The organism is Paenibacillus solani (assembly GCF_050475945.1).
Classification (GTDB): Bacteria; Bacillota; Bacilli; order Paenibacillales; family Paenibacillaceae; genus Paenibacillus_AQ; species Paenibacillus_AQ solani_A.
This window is the reverse complement of the sequence record NZ_JBCMXJ010000029.1, coordinates 1-16,692: the sequence shown is the minus strand read 5'-3', so window position 1 is coordinate 16,692 and position 16,692 is coordinate 1. Positions and strand designations below refer to the sequence as shown.

The window sequence follows — 16,692 nt, the reverse complement described above, 5'->3', positions numbered from 1 at the left end:
ATTTCGATTATATTAATAAATGGTAAATATTATTCAGAAAAATAGGATTGTAGACTCATGGTTGAGAAAAAAGAACTATATTTCCTTGATTTGACAAAAATTCAATATCCTTAATATGATAATCGTGATCATCAAGGGGGAACCAAGCACTAGAGGATAGAGAGGAGGACGTTATCGGGATCACGTGCATTCCGATAGCCCTGACCATGGACATTATTAATCAAACGAATCGGACGATGCTATTCGAGGAGATTAATCCGGAGGTGCTGGATCTGCTTACGCTGGTAGGCGATGTTCGAGGAATCGACAGCCTGAGCGATGAGAAGATCAAGGAAATTAACCGGCATTTGCTGGTCAAGAATTTTGATGAATTTTTAACCAAATTTTCGCCGACGGTCTACTCCTTCTACAATGCGGCGAATCAGCGGGTCGTTTATACCCTGAAGAAGCCCGAAGGCATTCCTGCCGAGGCCATCTCCGAAATTCAAGTAAATCAGGATAATGACTTCCTGAAGATGCTCTTTACGCTAATCGACACTAAGAAAAGTCAGGGCATCCCGAACGTTGACTTTAAATTCGAGAATCTGCTCGATATGATTTCACCCAAGAAAGTGATGGATGATATTCGCCAGGTGCGTAAGGAGATTCATTATTTGCACGGGCAATACGAAAGTCTGGATGAGGGCGACCCGAAGAAGCTGGAGCTTGGGGACAAGCTCAACATGATGTTTGAGGACGCGAGCAAAAATTATAACAATGTCATGGCGATGCTGCCACTGGCCATTGAGGATATCAAAACGAGACTGCTTCTCGGTGGAGCCCAGGAAGACAAGCAGATGGAGGCTGTTCAGATCGGCATGCTGTCCATCGGCGACAATGGCGAACTGAAGATCATCGAAGCGCCGAAGAGCAGCAGTACTGAGCTGGTGTTGTTGGATGAATCGGCAAGCGGCGAGCTGGCTCTCGTTTTTGAAGATGATTATGATGCCGTGACCGAAGCCCCTTCCGCCTACGTTAAGGATCTGGTAGTTCGGACCTTCTGCCCGCTGCCGTCCGTGCAGAATGAGGTGGATATCGAGACTGAGGTTCGTAATTACAATACATATTTGGAATTTTACAAGAACGCCAAGGATGACTTCGTGAAAACAGTGAAGCCGCTTGTCGAGAAGATTATCGGCGTCAAAATGTTCTTTGATCAATATACAACCAAGAACCGCGGGATGCAGCCATCTCTTCTTGTGGCTAATGCTAAGCCGGATATGCTGGCGAAGAGCACGAATATTCCTCGGCTTGAAGCTTACCTGAATACGGTGAATTCCAAGAATGATTTCACGGATACCGTATGGTTCGGCATCGTGCCTTCGATTGAGATGGAGTCTTCGGGCAGGGCGCGAATCAGCCGCGAGCGCTTCCGTGGCAGCGAGAAGGCGGCCAAGCAGGAAGGCAATACGATGGAGTCCCTCTCCATGCTGCTGGATACGGTGAAGAACTACAAGGTGCAAGTGTTCTTCAGCTTCGAGACAGGGGAAGAGACGACATTTAACAACTTGGCAACGGCAGGTGTGGAGAAGTATCTCGATAAATGCGGCATGCTCACGCGCAAGGATTACAGCGAGTTCGCCATTCCGTGTCTTCCGAACTTCACTGTCATTCCGAAGGATAAATCCGGCGTGATCATTGACAGCAGAATGCTGCAGACTGAGCACGGCGTTCAGTTATCCAAAGAGAAAGAGGATATTCTGAAGCTGTGGATTGAGGGTGTGTACATCGGCGCCGCATACGTAGCTGCCGGCATTATATCCGCGTGTCAGTGCCCTGAATATTTACGGGAAAACTTCAAGAACGTCAGCCGGGAATACCCGGGCGTCCGCTTTGACATTGAAGCAGGCGATAACAGCCTGAGGGCTGTAACGACGATGGCCAAAGAGATCTCAGGTTTTACGAATAATATCAAGGATGCGATTAACCGCCGCAATTTTGGATTTGTGTTCTCTTCCGAGAATTCACAGCTGCAGGATAAGGATATCAAGCGGATTACGGTATATAAAGCCAGAAGCCTCGCACCTGCAGAGGATGGCTATGACGCTATGTACAAGACGCTGGTCAGTACCTATATCGAACGGATGCTCCGGTTCCAGACCGGGGATTTCAAGCATGAGAACATTATCCGGTTCTTCAGCAACAATCCGAGCAGTCAGAAGAGCCGCTGGATGTCGACGCGCGGGTTCGTGAACTCCATCCTTCAGGACGGAGACGACATGAACTTCACGATTGATGAAAAGACCAATCTTTGTCAGATCGACCTTGCTTATAACGGCAATGTTAAGAATCTGGAGGTCACGATCACGAAGAGCGCTTCGGCAGTCAAAGCGTAATCGAATGTAATACTGAATATTTATATCCTTCGGACCGAGTTTGCTGGAGCACGGCAGCATAATGGCAGCGGTGAAGGGGACCGGTCCGGCATTAAGGATATGTTGGAGGCGACCGGTTCGCTGGTAGCTTCTTAACATACACCCGTCCGCAAAATTCACCGGATGGGAAGCAATTATCCAATAGGAGGAATGAACATGGGATTCAGATTGAAAGTAGAAGGTGCAGAAACGATCGAGCTCGGGCTCGATAACATCAAGACGGTAACTTACGACACAGATACGCCGGATGATTCCAACGCCAGATCCACTGATGTAGGCGCAACGCTGCTGATCACTGGCAAAATCATCACAGCGGTAGATGGCGAAGCAGCTGACGATACGCTTAAGCTGGCTACTTGGTCGCTGGTGCCTGCTGAGAAAGCGGACTGCTATCGCAAGGTGACGCTGGAAGTTATTGCAGCTGACCAAGTTGTGCGCAAGGTGCATTTCCCGAACGCTTTCGTCGTGGATTACAACGAAGTGTTTGGTGACAGCGAAGGTGTCGGTATGTTCAGCATACTGATCAAGCAGAAGAAAGATAAAACCGAGCTTGCCAAAATCGAAGGCGGATATGCAGTTTAGCATACATATAGCCTAGAGTCTTCGCAATATCGGTGGAACACATTAAGGGGCCGTCACTGGCCTCTTAATTCCATATCCGCCCATCCGGCAGTGCGATCGCATTCGCTAAACGAAAGGTGCGGGTGATGAAGTCATATATCAGGGTGATGAGCAGCATGAACTTTTATGAAGTACTCGGAGTGCAGAAGTCTGCCCCGGCTGAGGAGATTAAGAAAGCATACCGGAAGCTGGCTAAGCGCTATCATCCGGATGTGAATCAAGGAAGCCAGGAAGCTGCCCGGAAATTTCAGGAGGTGCAGCAGGCTTATGAAGTGCTGTCCGACCCTGCGGCCCGCGAGTCCTATGACGGGGGAAGAAGCGGCGGGACACGGCGAGGCAAGGAGGCAGAAGCGCGTGGCCGCAGCGGTTCGCGGCATAACGGGAACATGCGAGGCGAGCCATTCGATCCATCCAAGATGGAGGAGCAGTTCTCGCAATTTTTCGGGTTTTCTTCGCAGGACAAATCCGCTTCCAAGGGCGGCGGTTCCCATTCGGTGAAGGATGGACCCATTCCTACGAATCAGACATTCGAGCGTTTTTTTGGTATTCGAAAAGGAAAGTCCTGATTACAGATTTCCTTAAGTTACGGAGGGAATAACGTTGAGAGATTCATCCGGCTTGGCAGCCGACCATCAGGAGCAAATCCGCCCGGAGAGATCCGGCTGGCTGATTGCCCTGGATCTGGTGATCGCGATAGTTACGGCTTCCACCTTGATTTATGTATTTGTGTACAGTGACAGTACGGCTTTGAAATGGACGGCAGGCATTGCAGCCTCCGCATTAACCGTTGGATATGCCGTATATTATGCGCGCAGCCGCCCCCTTCCGCGAGAGACGGCGTGGGAAGCAGCTTCTCCGATTTCGAAGCTTATTCTGCTGAACGAGGACGGGGAGCGGACCAAGGAATGGTATATCCAGGGCGAAACTTCGCTCTTGATCGGCAAAAGCTCCGTAGATGGGGAAGCAGACGTCGATTTGTCCGACTCTGAATATGCCTCTCTGATCAGCAGGCATCACGCCGTGCTGAACCGTGTGGCCGGGCTTTGGTATATCGAGGACGTGGAATCGCGTAACGGCACAGGAATTCAGCGTGGAGGAAAAGGTGCAAAGACCAAGCTTGCCTCAGATGAGCCGTGCAAGATCGACCCGGATGACATTATATACATCGCAAACACCAGATTAATGGTCAAGTAAGCAAAAACTTCTATTCGGAGGGAACGAATGTTATGAGTTTGACGAGATGCTCCAATGGACATATGTTCAGCACACGCAAGCACGGAACCACCTGTCCATATTGCCACATATCCGTAGACCAGCCTGCCAAAAACGATGTTCGCCTCGCAGCCGTAGGAGAGGCTGATGACAGAACTATGCCATACTTGGGCGAGACCGAAGGAGTAAGCCCGGTTACGGGGTGGCTGGTATGCATTGAAGGGCCGCAGCTTGGTCAGGATTACCGGATCATGGCCGAGAAGAATTTCATTGGCCGGGCGGAGGATATGCATGTGCGGATTATCGGAGACAATGCAATCTCCAGAAGGAACCATGCTGTTATCGTATACGATCCGAAGAAACGGAACTTCTATCTGCTGCCGGGGGACGCCTCAGGTCTTGCCTATCACAATAATGAAGCCGTTTACTCTCCGGTTGAGCTCACTCCTTATGACGTCGTCCAGCTCGGACGAAGCAAGTTCATTTTTATTCCGCTATGCGGCCGCCACTTTGAGTGGGATAATACCGCGGGTTAAGGGCGGTTATTTATGCGCGGAGAAGAGTATGTCCCCTATGTAGTCACATTGTTGTTTGCGGCAGCGCTGATCCTGCTTGTTATATTCAGGCAGCGTTTACTTCGGCGGGAGGCCGGGCCTGGCGTCATGATCGGAAACGGACAGACCATCGGCAGGAGATCTGAACAGGATGATTACTTCTCCAGCGTAGCTACGGAATGTGGGACGCTAGCTGTTCTGGCGGACGGGATCAGTGGGCTCGCGCACGGCCGGATGGCCAGCACAGTGGCGGTATCTGCATTCATCCGGGAGTTCGTCCAGCTTGAGGAAACGGATGATTATCCCTCATATTTTACGCGTGCTGCCCGAATCAGTAACCGGGAGATTCTTCACCGTCTCGGAGGCGGGCGGGGCGGAACAACACTGGTAGCAGCCGTCATTCACCACTCCAAGCTGTATTGGGGGGCTGTCGGAGACAGCACCATTAGCGTGTTCCGCAAAGGCCAGTTTATCCCGATGAACAGCAAGCATATCCTCGAATATGAGCTGGAGGCCAGGTATCTTGCCGGTGAGATAACCAGGGAAGCCGTTGCCCGGCATCCGATGCGCAAGCGACTGATCAATTATTTAGGTTATGACGGTTTTAAAAATTTGGATGTCAGTCCGGAGCCATTTTCCCTGCAAAAGGGGGACAAGGTCCTGCTGTGCAGTGACGGTGTCTATAACACGCTGACGGAGCTGGAACTGGAAGGTATTTTGACCCGGCGGATCAGTGCCAATGAAGCGGCGGAAGAAATTATCCAAGCCGTTGAAGATAAGGGATACAAGCACCAGGACAACGCAACGGTCATGATATTGGAGCAGATGCGCTAATCTGCCCGGTAGTGTCAAAGATCACGGATCGATACGAAAAGCGGGGGTACGGATGAGAAGGGAAAACAGTGAGTTCCTGACGGAATTTCTCTCCGAAGAGGGGACTTTCATAACGAACAAGGATTACTTCGCCTATATGGAGCTGGAGGATATGGCCTGCTGGGTAATGGCTGACGGTCTCGACACGGACGATGAGGTTGAGAGCGCAGAGACCGCGGTCAAGGTGCTGCTGGAGAATTTTCAGGAAAAGCCCACACTGTCCCGGTTCCGCCTGAAACGCTATCTGAAGGAAGCCAGCGATATTCTGAGATTCGAGAGCCGGCGCGTCAGACTCAAGGCCAGCCTGATCATGGTCGTAACCAACTATTCCAAAATGGTCTATGCCGTATCAGGGAACAGTCGATTGTACCATTTTCACCACGGTCGGTTGAAGTATAAGAGCGATGACCAAAGCGTGGCGCAGGTGTTGGCCGATCGAGGGAGACTGAGCGACGAAGCCGTTGACCGCCATGAGGAGCGGCACAATCTGCTGAATTATTTAGGGATGCCGGGTGGATTTAAGCCGTATGTATCCAAGAAAAGAAAGCTCAGTGATGGTGACGTACTGCTGATGTGTACGCCGGGTGCGTGGGAAGGTGTGAACCGAGGCGAGATCCAGGCAGCCGTCGAAGGGGCTGAGAAACCGGGCACCTTGATTGATACGCTGGAAGATGTGCTGCTCAGCAAGCAGCGTCCGGTGATCCCGAATTATACGATGGCCGCTGTTTATGCGAACAAGATTTACCAGGAGGACCCGAATCGGCGCAAGAAATATATCAAGCTGGCTTTAGCCGTACTTATTCCCCTTATTCTTGTCGGGGGCGGAACCTATGTGTATAAGGCGAGGGAAGTCGCTAAGAAAGCGGAAGCCGCTGCCGGAATCGTGCAGCATGAACAGAACGGAGATCAATACATAGAAGATGAGAATTATGCGGAAGCGGTCAAGGAATACAGTGAAGGTCGCAATGACGCAATTAAGGTTAAGAACAAGATTCATACCAATCTTCTTGGCCGGAAGCTGCGAGTCTCCCAATTGATTGTGGAGGGTGACAAATCGCTGAAGGAAGGTGACTACGAGAAGGCTCTGACGAATTACGGCAAGGCGAAAAAAGAAGCGCAAGGCATATCGGTGTTTGACGCAGAGCTGCTCGCCAAGAAGGAAGAGGAAGCCGGTAATGTGCAGAAGGTGATGGAGCTTGTGAAGGATGGGGAAATGAAAATGCAGAGCGGCGACTATACCGGCGCCAAGCTGGTACTGGATCGAGCTCGGCTGTTAGCGATTGAACATTCCTTATCCACGGTGGAGAAGAGTATCAGGGCGACGCTGGATGAAGCGGATCTTAAGCTCGCGAGCATAACGCGGGAGCAGAAGAAGCTGCAAGGCGAGAAGCTGGAAACCAAGGCGGATCGCAGCCTGGCAGAGGAACGCTACGAGGCAGCGATCGATACCTATATCATGGCGCAGGCCGTATATCAGGAGATTGATATGCTGGAGAAGGTGCTTGGCATCGAGCGAAAGATTACAAAGGCGGAAGAGAAGCTGAATCCGATTCCACAGGTACCTGCAGGCCAGAACGTGCAGCAGCCCGGCATTTTGGCTGATGGCCAGTATGGGGCAGCGCCTGGCGGCTATGTTTCACCAAACGTTGGCGGGCAGGCCATAGTTCTTCCACCAGTTACGAATCAGAATATGGAGGAGCAGTTCCCAGATAGTACGGCAGCTGAAGCCCCCTCCAAGGATGTGAGTGAGGACCCAGAGCAGAACGGGGAGGATGAAGGACGTTGAGCAGCATGAGAGATGTTGTGGCCGATCGGTTAAACCGGATGGAAGATTTGGAGCAGCGGCGGGCGCTGAAGCAGATCGTCAGCGGCTTGTTCACGAACTTGGTGGATTATCAGGAGCAGATGAACCGGGAGCTTGAACAGCGCATTTTTGATGAGGTCCGGCAGGAAGAGGATAAGTACGATGTCTATGTAACGGTCTGTCCACGAGAGGAGCTGGATCCGGTTCATCATTATCTGTTTCCGATGGTTCATGATGATATCCACAAGAAACCATTTGACATGATGGCCATTGTCGACGACTTGAGCCGGGGGCGGGCAGTGACTTTGACAACGCTGTTCCTGGAATGCCGGCATGAGCTGCTTCGTTCGTTGTGGACAAGGAATGATCGCATGTTTCAAGGGGTGATCAAGACTTCGCTTGCTTCCCATGAAATTCAGGTCCAGCTTCGGCCGAATCGGATGTATATCCGTGAAATTGAGAAGCTGTATCACATATTCCGCGTCAACCATCTCCCATGGCGAACGGTGAATCATCCCTACGCAGCAAAGTTCTTTGATGTCATTCTTGCCGGAGAAGGCTGCCAGTTGTCACCGGAGGAAGAGATTATCGAGATCACCGTCCATCTGGAGGAATTCGAAGCGTACAAGCGCAGCGATATGGTTCCCCTCTGGAATATTGAGCCGCTATATCTGAAAACGGTCGGATTTCCATCACCGGCTTGGGACAAGGTGAATTACGAGCATGTGTTTTCAATCCGCAAGCGAGGGGCACAGCATGGTTATTTGGTAGATGCCGAGCCGGAACACATTCGCTATATCAAGCATGGCACCCATGAATTGACCGTAGTATCCCCGAAGGACCGGGCTGAGGTATGGCGGCTGTTGAAAGTGGTCCGGCCATCTTCCCTCGATGACCGTCCTGCCGCAGCAGACTATGAATTGGCTTCTAACCGGCGAAACGGCGGTTTTACGGACGCCTATATCAGACAGCAGTCCCCGGTTGTCCGGACGAAGGGAGAAGTGCTTCGGATTGTGTCTCTTCTGGAGAATTCCCGTCTACAGTTGATGGATATCCGGGTTGCTGATGCGGCGGACGAGCCGGCCGTTACCTACGATATGAACCCGTTCATCGATGATCGTGTCCGAGTCAAGGCCGGACGCGCCCGACTTCGACTAACCTTCCGGTACCTGGGTACGGAGCCGCCGAGCTTTATCATGGATGATGTCATGAGCTTCTTGGTCTCGGAAGTGCAGCTGTATTTTCCGGAATACCTATGCGAAGGAGAATGGGCGTGAACTACATATGGGACTTCATGATTGCAGCAGAGCGTTCAGGCTGGGAGAAACGGGATGTGGTGTTTGAGGCAGCACGTATATTCTCGCCGTATATGGAGCTTAGTCCGTATGAGCTGAACGCTTCGATCGAGCGGCGAGTGGAGATGAACCCGTTATATCGGTTCGACGATATTCTTGGCGGGCTCGCGGATATGAATCTGGATGCGGATACCGAGCTGAGAGAAGCGCTCTTTGATATTATCGTGCATTTTCTGGCGGATATTGACCGGATGCAAGGAATGAACCGGCGCGAATTCTATATCCAGTTTATTCTGCGCGATATCAAGGAAGGCCGCTTCGGCAAGCGGATCCAGGAGCATATTCAGCTATTCGAGAGGGAGCAGCAGGAATGGATTGCCCGCAATATGCTGCAGCTGCACGAAACCGGTGAAGCGCTGCATTGGTACAAGGACACGCTCCGCATGGCATATCCTTCGTGTCTCGTCTATGCCAATTGCGAGGCGCGGGATGAGATTATTGTCGTTCTTGGGGTGCCTGAAACTTTGGATGACAGAAACAGGGCCGATCTGATTCGGGATTTGTTCCTGCCGCTGCGGTTTCATCTGGAGCTTTATTGGGAGCGGCATTTTGGCATTATCGGAATCGGGGAAACCATGGCGATCGGCAGCACAGCACTATATTGACTGGTGGATATAAGGGGAAAGGACGGTGACGAGCATGTATTCTTACAAGCTGTATACAGGGAAGGAAGGGCGTAGGACGGATTATGACGCGAAGTATACCGCAAGCGAGCTGGCCGAGATGACTACATTCCAGCTGCGGGACATTTGCTTCCGGGAGAAGCTGGTGGAGGGCTTCGTCAATACGCTGGACCGCGATCAGCTAATCTCGCTCATTCTCAAGTTTCGGGGAGCTGAGGGCAGAAGGCTTATCCGTAATTATAAGAATGGTGGATTCGAGCGAGTTGAGAGAACGCTGCGCAAATATTTGAACCAGCCTTTATCTGGTGAAGGCGGCATTCAAGCTCCGGCGAGAATGGTTCTCTATCCGGGCATGCGAGTGGACCGCAAGGACGGCTATCGTGTTACGGCGGGTGGGATTCTATCAGAATCCAATGTGCTGCTGGTTAACGATCAGAATGAGCTGTGCGGCATCTTGAATCTGATCAAGGACGGCGATGAGCCGGGAAGCTTCTGTCTCGCCGCAGATCAGGAAGCGGAAATCAAGCGGACGCTGAACCGGAACTACAGCCTGTTGTTCTTCCGTGAGCAGGACTCGGACTACCTCTATAAGTCTTACTACGAAGAGGAGCAATTGCCTCCAACTCAGCTGTATTATTACCGCATTCCGGTCTCAGAGCTGGAGATCCGCGAGCTGGAGACCACCTCCGCCGTACTGGCAATCGACTTCGGAACAACGAATACGACGGCAGGGGCTTATCTGGACAGCAACTACATTGGCAACCGGAGCGAGGCAGACGTACTGCAGGAGCGAATTAGCCTGGATGCGATCAACTACGTCTCCTTCGCGGACCGATCGAAGAAGACGGAAGAATGGATCGAGCTGTTGCCAACCGTGATCGCCGTAAAGGATTGCTCCGATCCGGAAGGCATCGTATATGAGTATGGCTTCGATGCATTGAAGACGATGCGCAACAGTGGGTACAGTTCCCACGCGACCGTTATGCACGGACTGAAACGGTGGGTGAATGATTACGCTCGCAAGGAAGAAGTGACGGATGCAAGCGGGAATGCGGCTGTGGTCCCGCGCAGTGAGCTCATTCGCGCCTATCTGCTGCATGTTATTGCCACAGCCGAGCATCAATTTAAGTGCCGCTTCAAGCAGCTCCATATCTCGAGCCCAGTTAAGCTGAAGGCGCAGTTCCTGCTGATGTTCCGCGATATTTTGCCGGAATACATCATTGAAAACGATCGGCAGCTGGATGAGGGTATGGCGGTTCTGTTTAATACCATCGCAGATCAGATCGAGAAGAATTCGTTCTTGGATGGAGAGGCATACAAAGCGCTCGTCATTGATTGCGGCGGCGGAACCACGGATTTATCCTCCTGCGAATTCCGGATTGAGGACGGGCATATATCGTACCAGATCGATATTCATACAGCCTATGAGAACGGGGATACGAACTTTGGCGGCAACAACATTACATTCCGTATTCTCCAATTCATGAAGATTGTGTTTGCCTCCTACTATCGGGGCGGCAAAGGCTCTGCTGACATTGACCGATTGATTGATATTCCCGGCAACGATATTTTCCGTTACGTGGACGAGTACGGCGTGAAGTCGGTGTATTCGTCGTTCGAGGCCGCATACCGCGAGGCGGAAGAGATTATTCCGACACGCTTCAAGCTGTACGAGAACCGGACGCGCGAGGAGTATATGCGGGTTAGAAACAACTTCTACTTCCTGTGGGAAATGGCAGAAGGTATGAAGAAGGAGTTTTTTCACAAAACAGGGGTTCTCCGCAACCGATTCCAGAGTGAAGAAGAGATCGGCCATGAGAGTGATTTGAATATTACGGCCATTGACCGTTGGTATTTGTCTGTGATGGAGGATGGTCAATTCAAGGAAGTGTATCAATATCCGGATGTCGTTTTTAACATCAAAGAGATCAATCATCTGATCAAGGCGGATATTTACGAGATCGTGCGCAAGTTCCTGGATGAGTTCTATCGTAACGGCACTTTGCAGGATTATTCGATTATTAAGCTGACTGGCCAATCGTGCCGAATCGATGTATTCCGCGAAGCCTTGAAGGAGTTCGTGCCGGGACGAAGCATCGAGTTCAAGCAGAAGGCGGCTGACACCGGACAGGTGCCTGAGCTGAAGCTGGCGTGCCTGCGAGGCGCCCTGCGGTATATCAGCGCGCATAAAGCCGGCAGCATTGAAGCCAATATCGTTCATCACGCGCCGGTTGTGCCGTACTCCGTGACGGCATTCACGCATAACCGCCAGGAGCGGGAGCTGATTGTGTGCCATCAGCGGCTGGACCGGGTTCATGGGCATATCTCACGCCCGGCTGATGTGGGGGAAGTCGAACTGTTCCTGAAGGACAGTGCGGGAGGGCTCCGGCATAAGTATGTATATACGAGCGATGCCGCAAGCTATCGCGCGGTGCTGTATGAGGAGATCGAGAACGAATACGGCAGCCATATTCCGCAGGAGGAGACCGACTCCATCGTCAACGGCGAAGTGAAGTTTTTTGTGTTCGCCCGTAATCAGCACTGGGGGTTTCATATCGTGCCGGTAGCCAGACGCAAGGAGCAGCTGTACATCGGGCAAGCGGCGTTTTTTGCATTCGAGAATGATCTGTCAGAGCTTGATTTTTTTGACGGATCGAAATAAACCGGCGGGTACGCAAGGAGGAGATAGCCTTGTTACACAACCGTTATCCGATGTTCACCAAGGGCAGAATCCTCAGGCTGGATATGCTGGAAGAGCTGCGGGATTACCCGCGCGGTATGATGGACATCCTGTACGCCGATCTGTCCTCCGGCATTGTGGCGGGGGCAGAGATTCGGCTGGAGGAGAATATGCTGTGTATCACGCCGGGAATCGTCAAATTTGCCGGAAGGCTGTACATGCTGAAGGAAGAAATCAGGCAGCCATACCATGAGACGGGAGTGCTCAGCGTGCTGCGCCTCCGGTTTCATCCGGAGCTTCGTCATCAGGATTATGTGGATTTTCCGGCGGAGGTCGTGCTGGACGGATCGATGGCCGACCCCGATTCCGAGCTGGAGCTTGCAAGGTTCAAGCTGAAGCCGGGCGCGCGGCTGCGCGACGATTACGAGAACTTCGCTGATCATGCGACAGAGTACAACACATTGAACCGAATACATACCCCCTATGCGTCCATAGGGAACAGCACGTTCTGGCCCGGTGCCCTCCGCTATTACGCGGAAGCGGTACTTCGGGCAGGCGGCGGACAGCCGCACGATTATTCATTTGCCATGCAGGTGCTCGGCAGCGAACGGCCGGTTAGCAGAAACGTGATCCAGCACTATATCGGACTACGCCTCGGCATGGGCTACCGAGAGTATGATTATGCGCATATCCATAAGTATTTGAATCGAATCTTGAATGACATTCAGAGCGGCAGCCGCGGACGCCATGATTACCGTCCGGGTGGCCCGCAGCGAATGCTGGTGGATTAGGGTAGGGAGAACGACAGATCGACAGGGATTGGATATCAGTAGGGTGGAAGGGATGCCATGCCGTGAGAGCACATCTGGAGTTTAGCCACGAATGGGCGCCTTACCGATTCCAGATTCGTGTTTACACTTGGGTCGAAGGGCCATAGCTGATTGAAAGGTTGGGAGGGCACCAATTATGTCATTTATGGACGAGAAGATTACGAAGTTTATTAATGAAGCGGAACAATCGATGACTCAGCGCTCCATTTTAGAAGGACCCGTCAAAATAGGCAACAGGTACTATGAGTTTCAGAAGGAGTCTTTGTATGAAGACAAGTTGTGGGTGTATCTTCCAAGTGATTTCGAAGAAATGCCCCAGCAGGCAAGAGTGATTAAATATCCTTATGAGCAGCGTCCTGAAATTATCAAGACGGATGCAGCCGGCAGCATTAATTTTACGTTTAAACGCATTGATCACGAGCTCGAGGACGAATGGGTGGAAGAGCTTACTGGGGGAATGAAGATCCTGATCCAGAAATCCAATCCTTCACATGTGTTCTACGAGACGGGGATCAAGGAAGCTGCTCAAAGGAAGCCAATAGGTTTCTTTGAGTTCAAGAGCATGGTGCTGGACGGATCATTGTTTAATATTATGTTCTTCTTGGAAATGGAAGGTGAGGTTCTAATGGGGACCTTCTGTTGTCCTTATGCCGATTATCAAGATTGGAGAGACATTGCGTATCAGGTGATTGAACAGATGACCGTTGTGCAGATCCAAAATGATCAGGAGGGTGAACAGGGATGAGCCAGACGTTAACGATCCATTCTACGGCCAATATCACGGTATCCCCGTATCAATTTGAACGGATTACGGAAATGCAACTGGTCAGACCGATGAATGATCATGCAAGGATAACAATCAGTGGAATTGTGGCTGAAGAGATGCTGGACAAGTACGTCGAACAGCTTGAAGCCGGGGATCAAATTGAGGTCAAGCTTCGTGAGAAGAACAAAGAGACCATCATATTTCGCGGTCCGGTCACGAACATGAGGGTGGAGGCGGTACGGGACGTTCGCAGTCTGACGATAGAGGCGTACAGCTCCACAATCAACATGGATGTCCGTAAAGAAAGCCGCTCGTTTCAAAATAAGCAGATGTCCTATCCGCAGCTGTTCCAACGGGTGATGGCTGGGTATTCCAAATCCGATTTTATCGACAATGCGACCGGGGGGAAGTCGATCGGCAGCTTGCTGGTACAGTACCAGGAAACGGACTGGATGTTTCTTAAACGGATCGCTTCCCACTTCCATGCTCCGCTTGTTCCGGTGAGCTCCCATGCTGGAATCAAGTTTTATATCGGACTTCCAGATACGGGCCAACCCGTGAAGCTGGACGAGTACAACTATACGGTTCATAAAGACCTCAGAGATTATCAGCTCAAAGCAGAAAATGGCGTAGACGGCATCGATGAACATAACAGTATGAATTATACCGTGATGAGTTATGTATGGGTCGAGCTAGGCAGAGCGGTTCAGTTCCATGGGCGGACGTTATATGTCACCAGGGCAGAGAGCCGAATTGAGAATGATGTCGTGATCCACATTTATGAACTGAAAGACCGAGGCGGAGTTCAGTGCCGTACAGCGTATTGCTATGAGCTCGCAGGGACATCTTTGTTTGGAGAAATACTCGATGTGGCCAACGATAAAGTCAAGCTTCGTCTTCAGATCGACCAGGATCAGCCGGTGAATGAATCGATGTGGTTCCCGTACTCGACGGTCTATTCATCTCCAGATGGCAGCGGATGGTATTGTATGCCCGAGGTGGGAGATGAGGTGCGGCTCTATTTTCCGGATGAACGGGAAAAGAACGCATTTGCGGCTAGCTCCGTGGACAAGGATTCTTCCGACCCAGCAAGACGCAGTGACCCATCTGTCAAAAGCATCAGCACCAAGTACGGCAAGCAGGTGATATTTAAGCCAGGTTCAATTGAGATTATTGCCAGCGGCCAATTGTTGATGAAGCTGACAGATGATGGGGGCATTGAAATCAACAGCGATAAGAAAATCTCACTGAACGCCGAGGAAGATATCGAGATTACGGGTGGGGCCAAAATTCTGCTCCAAGGAGAAAGCGGGATTGAGATCGTCCAAGCCAATGCCACTATGAAGATTGAGGACGAAGTGACGCTCAGTGGCGGCCGGGTGAACATTGAATGAGACCCATGATGGATCGGGAAACGGCACTTGGTGATTTTTTGGCGAAGCATATCATCGACCGTTGGCAGGAGGACCTTCTGGTAATCAACGATGTCTATACGGAGAGTCGGATTCAAATTGAGAAGTCATTGGCTGAAGCGGTTGACCGTGTGTGCATGGAGGCTCTGAAGTTTCAACAGCAAGGACTCAAAGGAGATATTCAGTACATATATTTTTCCTGGCTAAGGTCGAGCATGTTGGAGCAGCGGGCCGAATATCGGATTGATCTATACGACGAAAAGTGGTTCCTGGATCCTGTGGAGTGTGCTGGAAGCTGGAGGGCCGATTTTATCTTTGATCCGTTGTTTAAGCGGTTTTCCGGATTAAGCCAGGTGAAGAACGACTATGCTCGAAAAATAACTCAAATGGATATCGAGCGGATTATGCAAATTGAAGCGGTCAGGTACCATATATTCGCGGTTGAGTATCTGCGAAGCGAAGTGGCTTCACTATTGGAAGGCAAGGGTTATGTACAGATGGGTAAGAAGGCGGAAATCGCCATTCTGGCCGGGGAATACCGGGATCAGAGCGAGATCCTGCATGGCGGTCCTGAGTCTGTGCAGACCGAGGGCGAAGCGGGGGTGAGCTAAGTGGATTATTTTGTGATGCAGCAGGACGATCGTTATACAGAGTTTCCTATCCTGCAGGATGTGCGGCAGCATATCGATATCCGTCATATAAACCGGCTGAAATCTGATCATCTGGCAGATACAACGATTTTTCAAGTAATAGCCACGGAGGAAGCGGAGGCTTTGGATTTACTGACTACGCAGCTGTACCTGGTCTCCGAGAAAATGAAGCAGCTCATTGAGTTGTATGAACCGAACTGTCTATTCAAGCTTACCCCATTAATCGATCGTGCGCGTGGAAAACAATTGCTTTATTACTTGCCTATATTTGAAGAAGTTGAGGCGTTAAGCCCGAATACGGAATTCAATCTGGACGGTAGTGTCATCCGTCATCTGGTGCTGAACGAAGAGAAGATCAGGGGGAAGCGAATCTTCCGGGTCAAAGAAAGCGAGACTCCACTGATCATTATTCGTTTGGATATAGCAGAGAGCATTCTTCGCCGGGATCTGATTGGTGTTAGTCTGAGACGAGTTCCTACTGAGAAAGAGTATTTGGAAGATTGAATATAGATATGATGGAGGGACCTTTAGATGCCGGAGCAAAGTGAATATGTCGTCCGCGGAGCGGATATTTATTGCGATTGTGGGACCCATCCTCGGAAAATAAATCTGCCAGTAAGTCATGGTTCTTTTGTCAGTGAGAAGCCAATGATGAACGAGACGGATTGCAAGCCTGAAATCCATATCTCCAAGTTTGGAATATGCACTCATCCGAGTAACACGAGCGGCGAGGAGGTCCACCTCATCCTGCCGGATGGCCGGCAAGTAAGCGGAAAGCCTTGTCTGTTGATGCTGACCGGAGAGCCTTGGACTAGAACCAAGACATCGGTAAAAGTGGAAGGGCAATCTGCATTAACGACGGAATCGGAGCTGTACTGTACGATGGGCGGAAAGATCA

Annotated in this window: 16 protein-coding genes; all 16 read left to right on the top strand. The window is 51.0% G+C overall.

Annotated features, from left to right (window positions below; all coding sequences use genetic code 11):
* Nucleotides 1-206 precede the first annotated feature (206 nt).
* Nucleotides 207-2,375, top strand: coding sequence for a transcriptional regulator (locus ABEQ74_RS29315; protein ID WP_430125781.1), 2,169 nt, complete (start codon nt 207-209; stop codon nt 2,373-2,375).
* 195 nt (nt 2,376-2,570) lie between these two features.
* A complete protein-coding gene (locus ABEQ74_RS29310) occupies nt 2,571-2,996 on the top strand; it encodes a membrane-associated protease 1 (RefSeq protein ID WP_430125780.1) in 426 nt (141 codons plus the stop codon).
* Nucleotides 2,997-3,151: 155 nt separating this feature from the next.
* On the top strand, nt 3,152-3,601 hold the full coding sequence (locus ABEQ74_RS29305; protein WP_430125778.1) for a DnaJ domain-containing protein: 450 nt from the start codon (nt 3,152-3,154) through the stop codon (nt 3,599-3,601).
* A 34-nt stretch (nt 3,602-3,635) separates the two neighbouring features.
* The gene (locus ABEQ74_RS29300) at nt 3,636-4,229 is read left to right on the top strand and encodes an FHA domain-containing protein (protein WP_430125776.1); all 594 of its coding nucleotides are present in this window, start codon (nt 3,636-3,638) and stop codon (nt 4,227-4,229) included.
* A gap of 32 nt (nt 4,230-4,261) precedes the next feature.
* Nucleotides 4,262-4,783 (top strand): FHA domain-containing protein, encoded by a 522-nt coding sequence (locus ABEQ74_RS29295; protein ID WP_430125774.1) that lies wholly within the window; start codon nt 4,262-4,264, stop codon nt 4,781-4,783.
* Nucleotides 4,784-4,795: 12 nt separating this feature from the next.
* Nucleotides 4,796-5,635, top strand: coding sequence for a PP2C family protein-serine/threonine phosphatase (locus ABEQ74_RS29290; RefSeq protein WP_430125772.1), 840 nt, complete (start codon nt 4,796-4,798; stop codon nt 5,633-5,635).
* 52 nt (nt 5,636-5,687) lie between these two features.
* The gene (locus tag ABEQ74_RS29285) at nt 5,688-7,460 is read left to right on the top strand and encodes a PP2C family protein-serine/threonine phosphatase (protein WP_430125770.1); all 1,773 of its coding nucleotides are present in this window, start codon (nt 5,688-5,690) and stop codon (nt 7,458-7,460) included.
* 5 nt (nt 7,461-7,465) lie between these two features.
* Nucleotides 7,466-8,755 carry a normocyte-binding protein gene (locus ABEQ74_RS29280; RefSeq protein WP_430125899.1) on the top strand — a complete coding sequence of 430 codons (1,290 nt, stop codon included), beginning with the start codon at nt 7,466-7,468 and terminating at the stop codon, nt 8,753-8,755.
* Nucleotides 8,746-9,438, top strand: coding sequence for an iron-dependent peroxidase (locus tag ABEQ74_RS29275; protein ID WP_430125768.1), 693 nt, complete (start codon nt 8,746-8,748; stop codon nt 9,436-9,438). The genes ABEQ74_RS29280 and ABEQ74_RS29275 overlap by 10 nt, the downstream gene beginning before the upstream one ends.
* Nucleotides 9,439-9,472: 34 nt before the next feature.
* A complete protein-coding gene (locus tag ABEQ74_RS29270; RefSeq protein WP_430125897.1) occupies nt 9,473-12,118 on the top strand; it encodes a molecular chaperone in 2,646 nt (881 codons plus the stop codon).
* 29 nt (nt 12,119-12,147) lie between these two features.
* Nucleotides 12,148-12,927: a DNA and RNA helicase gene (locus tag ABEQ74_RS29265; RefSeq protein ID WP_430125767.1), complete on the top strand. Its 780-nt coding sequence runs from the start codon at nt 12,148-12,150 to the stop codon at nt 12,925-12,927.
* A 175-nt stretch (nt 12,928-13,102) separates the two neighbouring features.
* Nucleotides 13,103-13,711: a hypothetical protein gene (locus ABEQ74_RS29260; protein ID WP_430125765.1), complete on the top strand. Its 609-nt coding sequence runs from the start codon at nt 13,103-13,105 to the stop codon at nt 13,709-13,711.
* A complete protein-coding gene (locus ABEQ74_RS29255; RefSeq protein ID WP_430125763.1) occupies nt 13,708-15,126 on the top strand; it encodes a contractile injection system protein, VgrG/Pvc8 family in 1,419 nt (472 codons plus the stop codon). The genes ABEQ74_RS29260 and ABEQ74_RS29255 overlap by 4 nt, the downstream gene beginning before the upstream one ends.
* Nucleotides 15,123-15,755, top strand: a complete 633-nt coding sequence (locus ABEQ74_RS29250) for a hypothetical protein (RefSeq protein ID WP_430125761.1) — start codon at nt 15,123-15,125, stop codon at nt 15,753-15,755. Before ABEQ74_RS29255 ends, ABEQ74_RS29250 begins: the two co-directional genes overlap by 4 nt.
* Nucleotides 15,756-16,298 carry a hypothetical protein gene (locus ABEQ74_RS29245; RefSeq protein WP_430125759.1) on the top strand — a complete coding sequence of 181 codons (543 nt, stop codon included), beginning with the start codon at nt 15,756-15,758 and terminating at the stop codon, nt 16,296-16,298. It begins immediately after the preceding gene.
* A 27-nt stretch (nt 16,299-16,325) separates the two neighbouring features.
* Nucleotides 16,326-16,692, top strand: a 367-nt coding sequence (locus ABEQ74_RS29240; protein WP_430125757.1) for a DUF4280 domain-containing protein, incomplete at its 3' end; no start/stop codon positions are given.

What these genes read in the sequence shown, in the direction of transcription:
- ABEQ74_RS29315 (WP_430125781.1), top strand. Translation starts at nt 207, where the DNA reads ATGGACATTATTAATCAAACGAATCGGACGATGCTATTCGAGGAGATT.
- ABEQ74_RS29310 (WP_430125780.1), top strand. Translation starts at nt 2,571, where the DNA reads ATGGGATTCAGATTGAAAGTAGAAGGTGCAGAAACGATCGAGCTCGGG.
- ABEQ74_RS29305 (WP_430125778.1), top strand. Translation starts at nt 3,152, where the DNA reads ATGAACTTTTATGAAGTACTCGGAGTGCAGAAGTCTGCCCCGGCTGAG.
- ABEQ74_RS29295 (WP_430125774.1), top strand. Translation starts at nt 4,262, where the DNA reads ATGAGTTTGACGAGATGCTCCAATGGACATATGTTCAGCACACGCAAG.
- ABEQ74_RS29290 (WP_430125772.1), top strand. Translation starts at nt 4,796, where the DNA reads ATGCGCGGAGAAGAGTATGTCCCCTATGTAGTCACATTGTTGTTTGCG.
- ABEQ74_RS29285 (WP_430125770.1), top strand. Translation starts at nt 5,688, where the DNA reads ATGAGAAGGGAAAACAGTGAGTTCCTGACGGAATTTCTCTCCGAAGAG.
- ABEQ74_RS29280 (WP_430125899.1), top strand. Translation starts at nt 7,466, where the DNA reads ATGAGAGATGTTGTGGCCGATCGGTTAAACCGGATGGAAGATTTGGAG.
- ABEQ74_RS29275 (WP_430125768.1), top strand. Translation starts at nt 8,746, where the DNA reads ATGGGCGTGAACTACATATGGGACTTCATGATTGCAGCAGAGCGTTCA.
- ABEQ74_RS29270 (WP_430125897.1), top strand. Translation starts at nt 9,473, where the DNA reads ATGTATTCTTACAAGCTGTATACAGGGAAGGAAGGGCGTAGGACGGAT.
- ABEQ74_RS29260 (WP_430125765.1), top strand. Translation starts at nt 13,103, where the DNA reads ATGTCATTTATGGACGAGAAGATTACGAAGTTTATTAATGAAGCGGAA.
- ABEQ74_RS29255 (WP_430125763.1), top strand. Translation starts at nt 13,708, where the DNA reads ATGAGCCAGACGTTAACGATCCATTCTACGGCCAATATCACGGTATCC.
- ABEQ74_RS29250 (WP_430125761.1), top strand. Translation starts at nt 15,123, where the DNA reads ATGAGACCCATGATGGATCGGGAAACGGCACTTGGTGATTTTTTGGCG.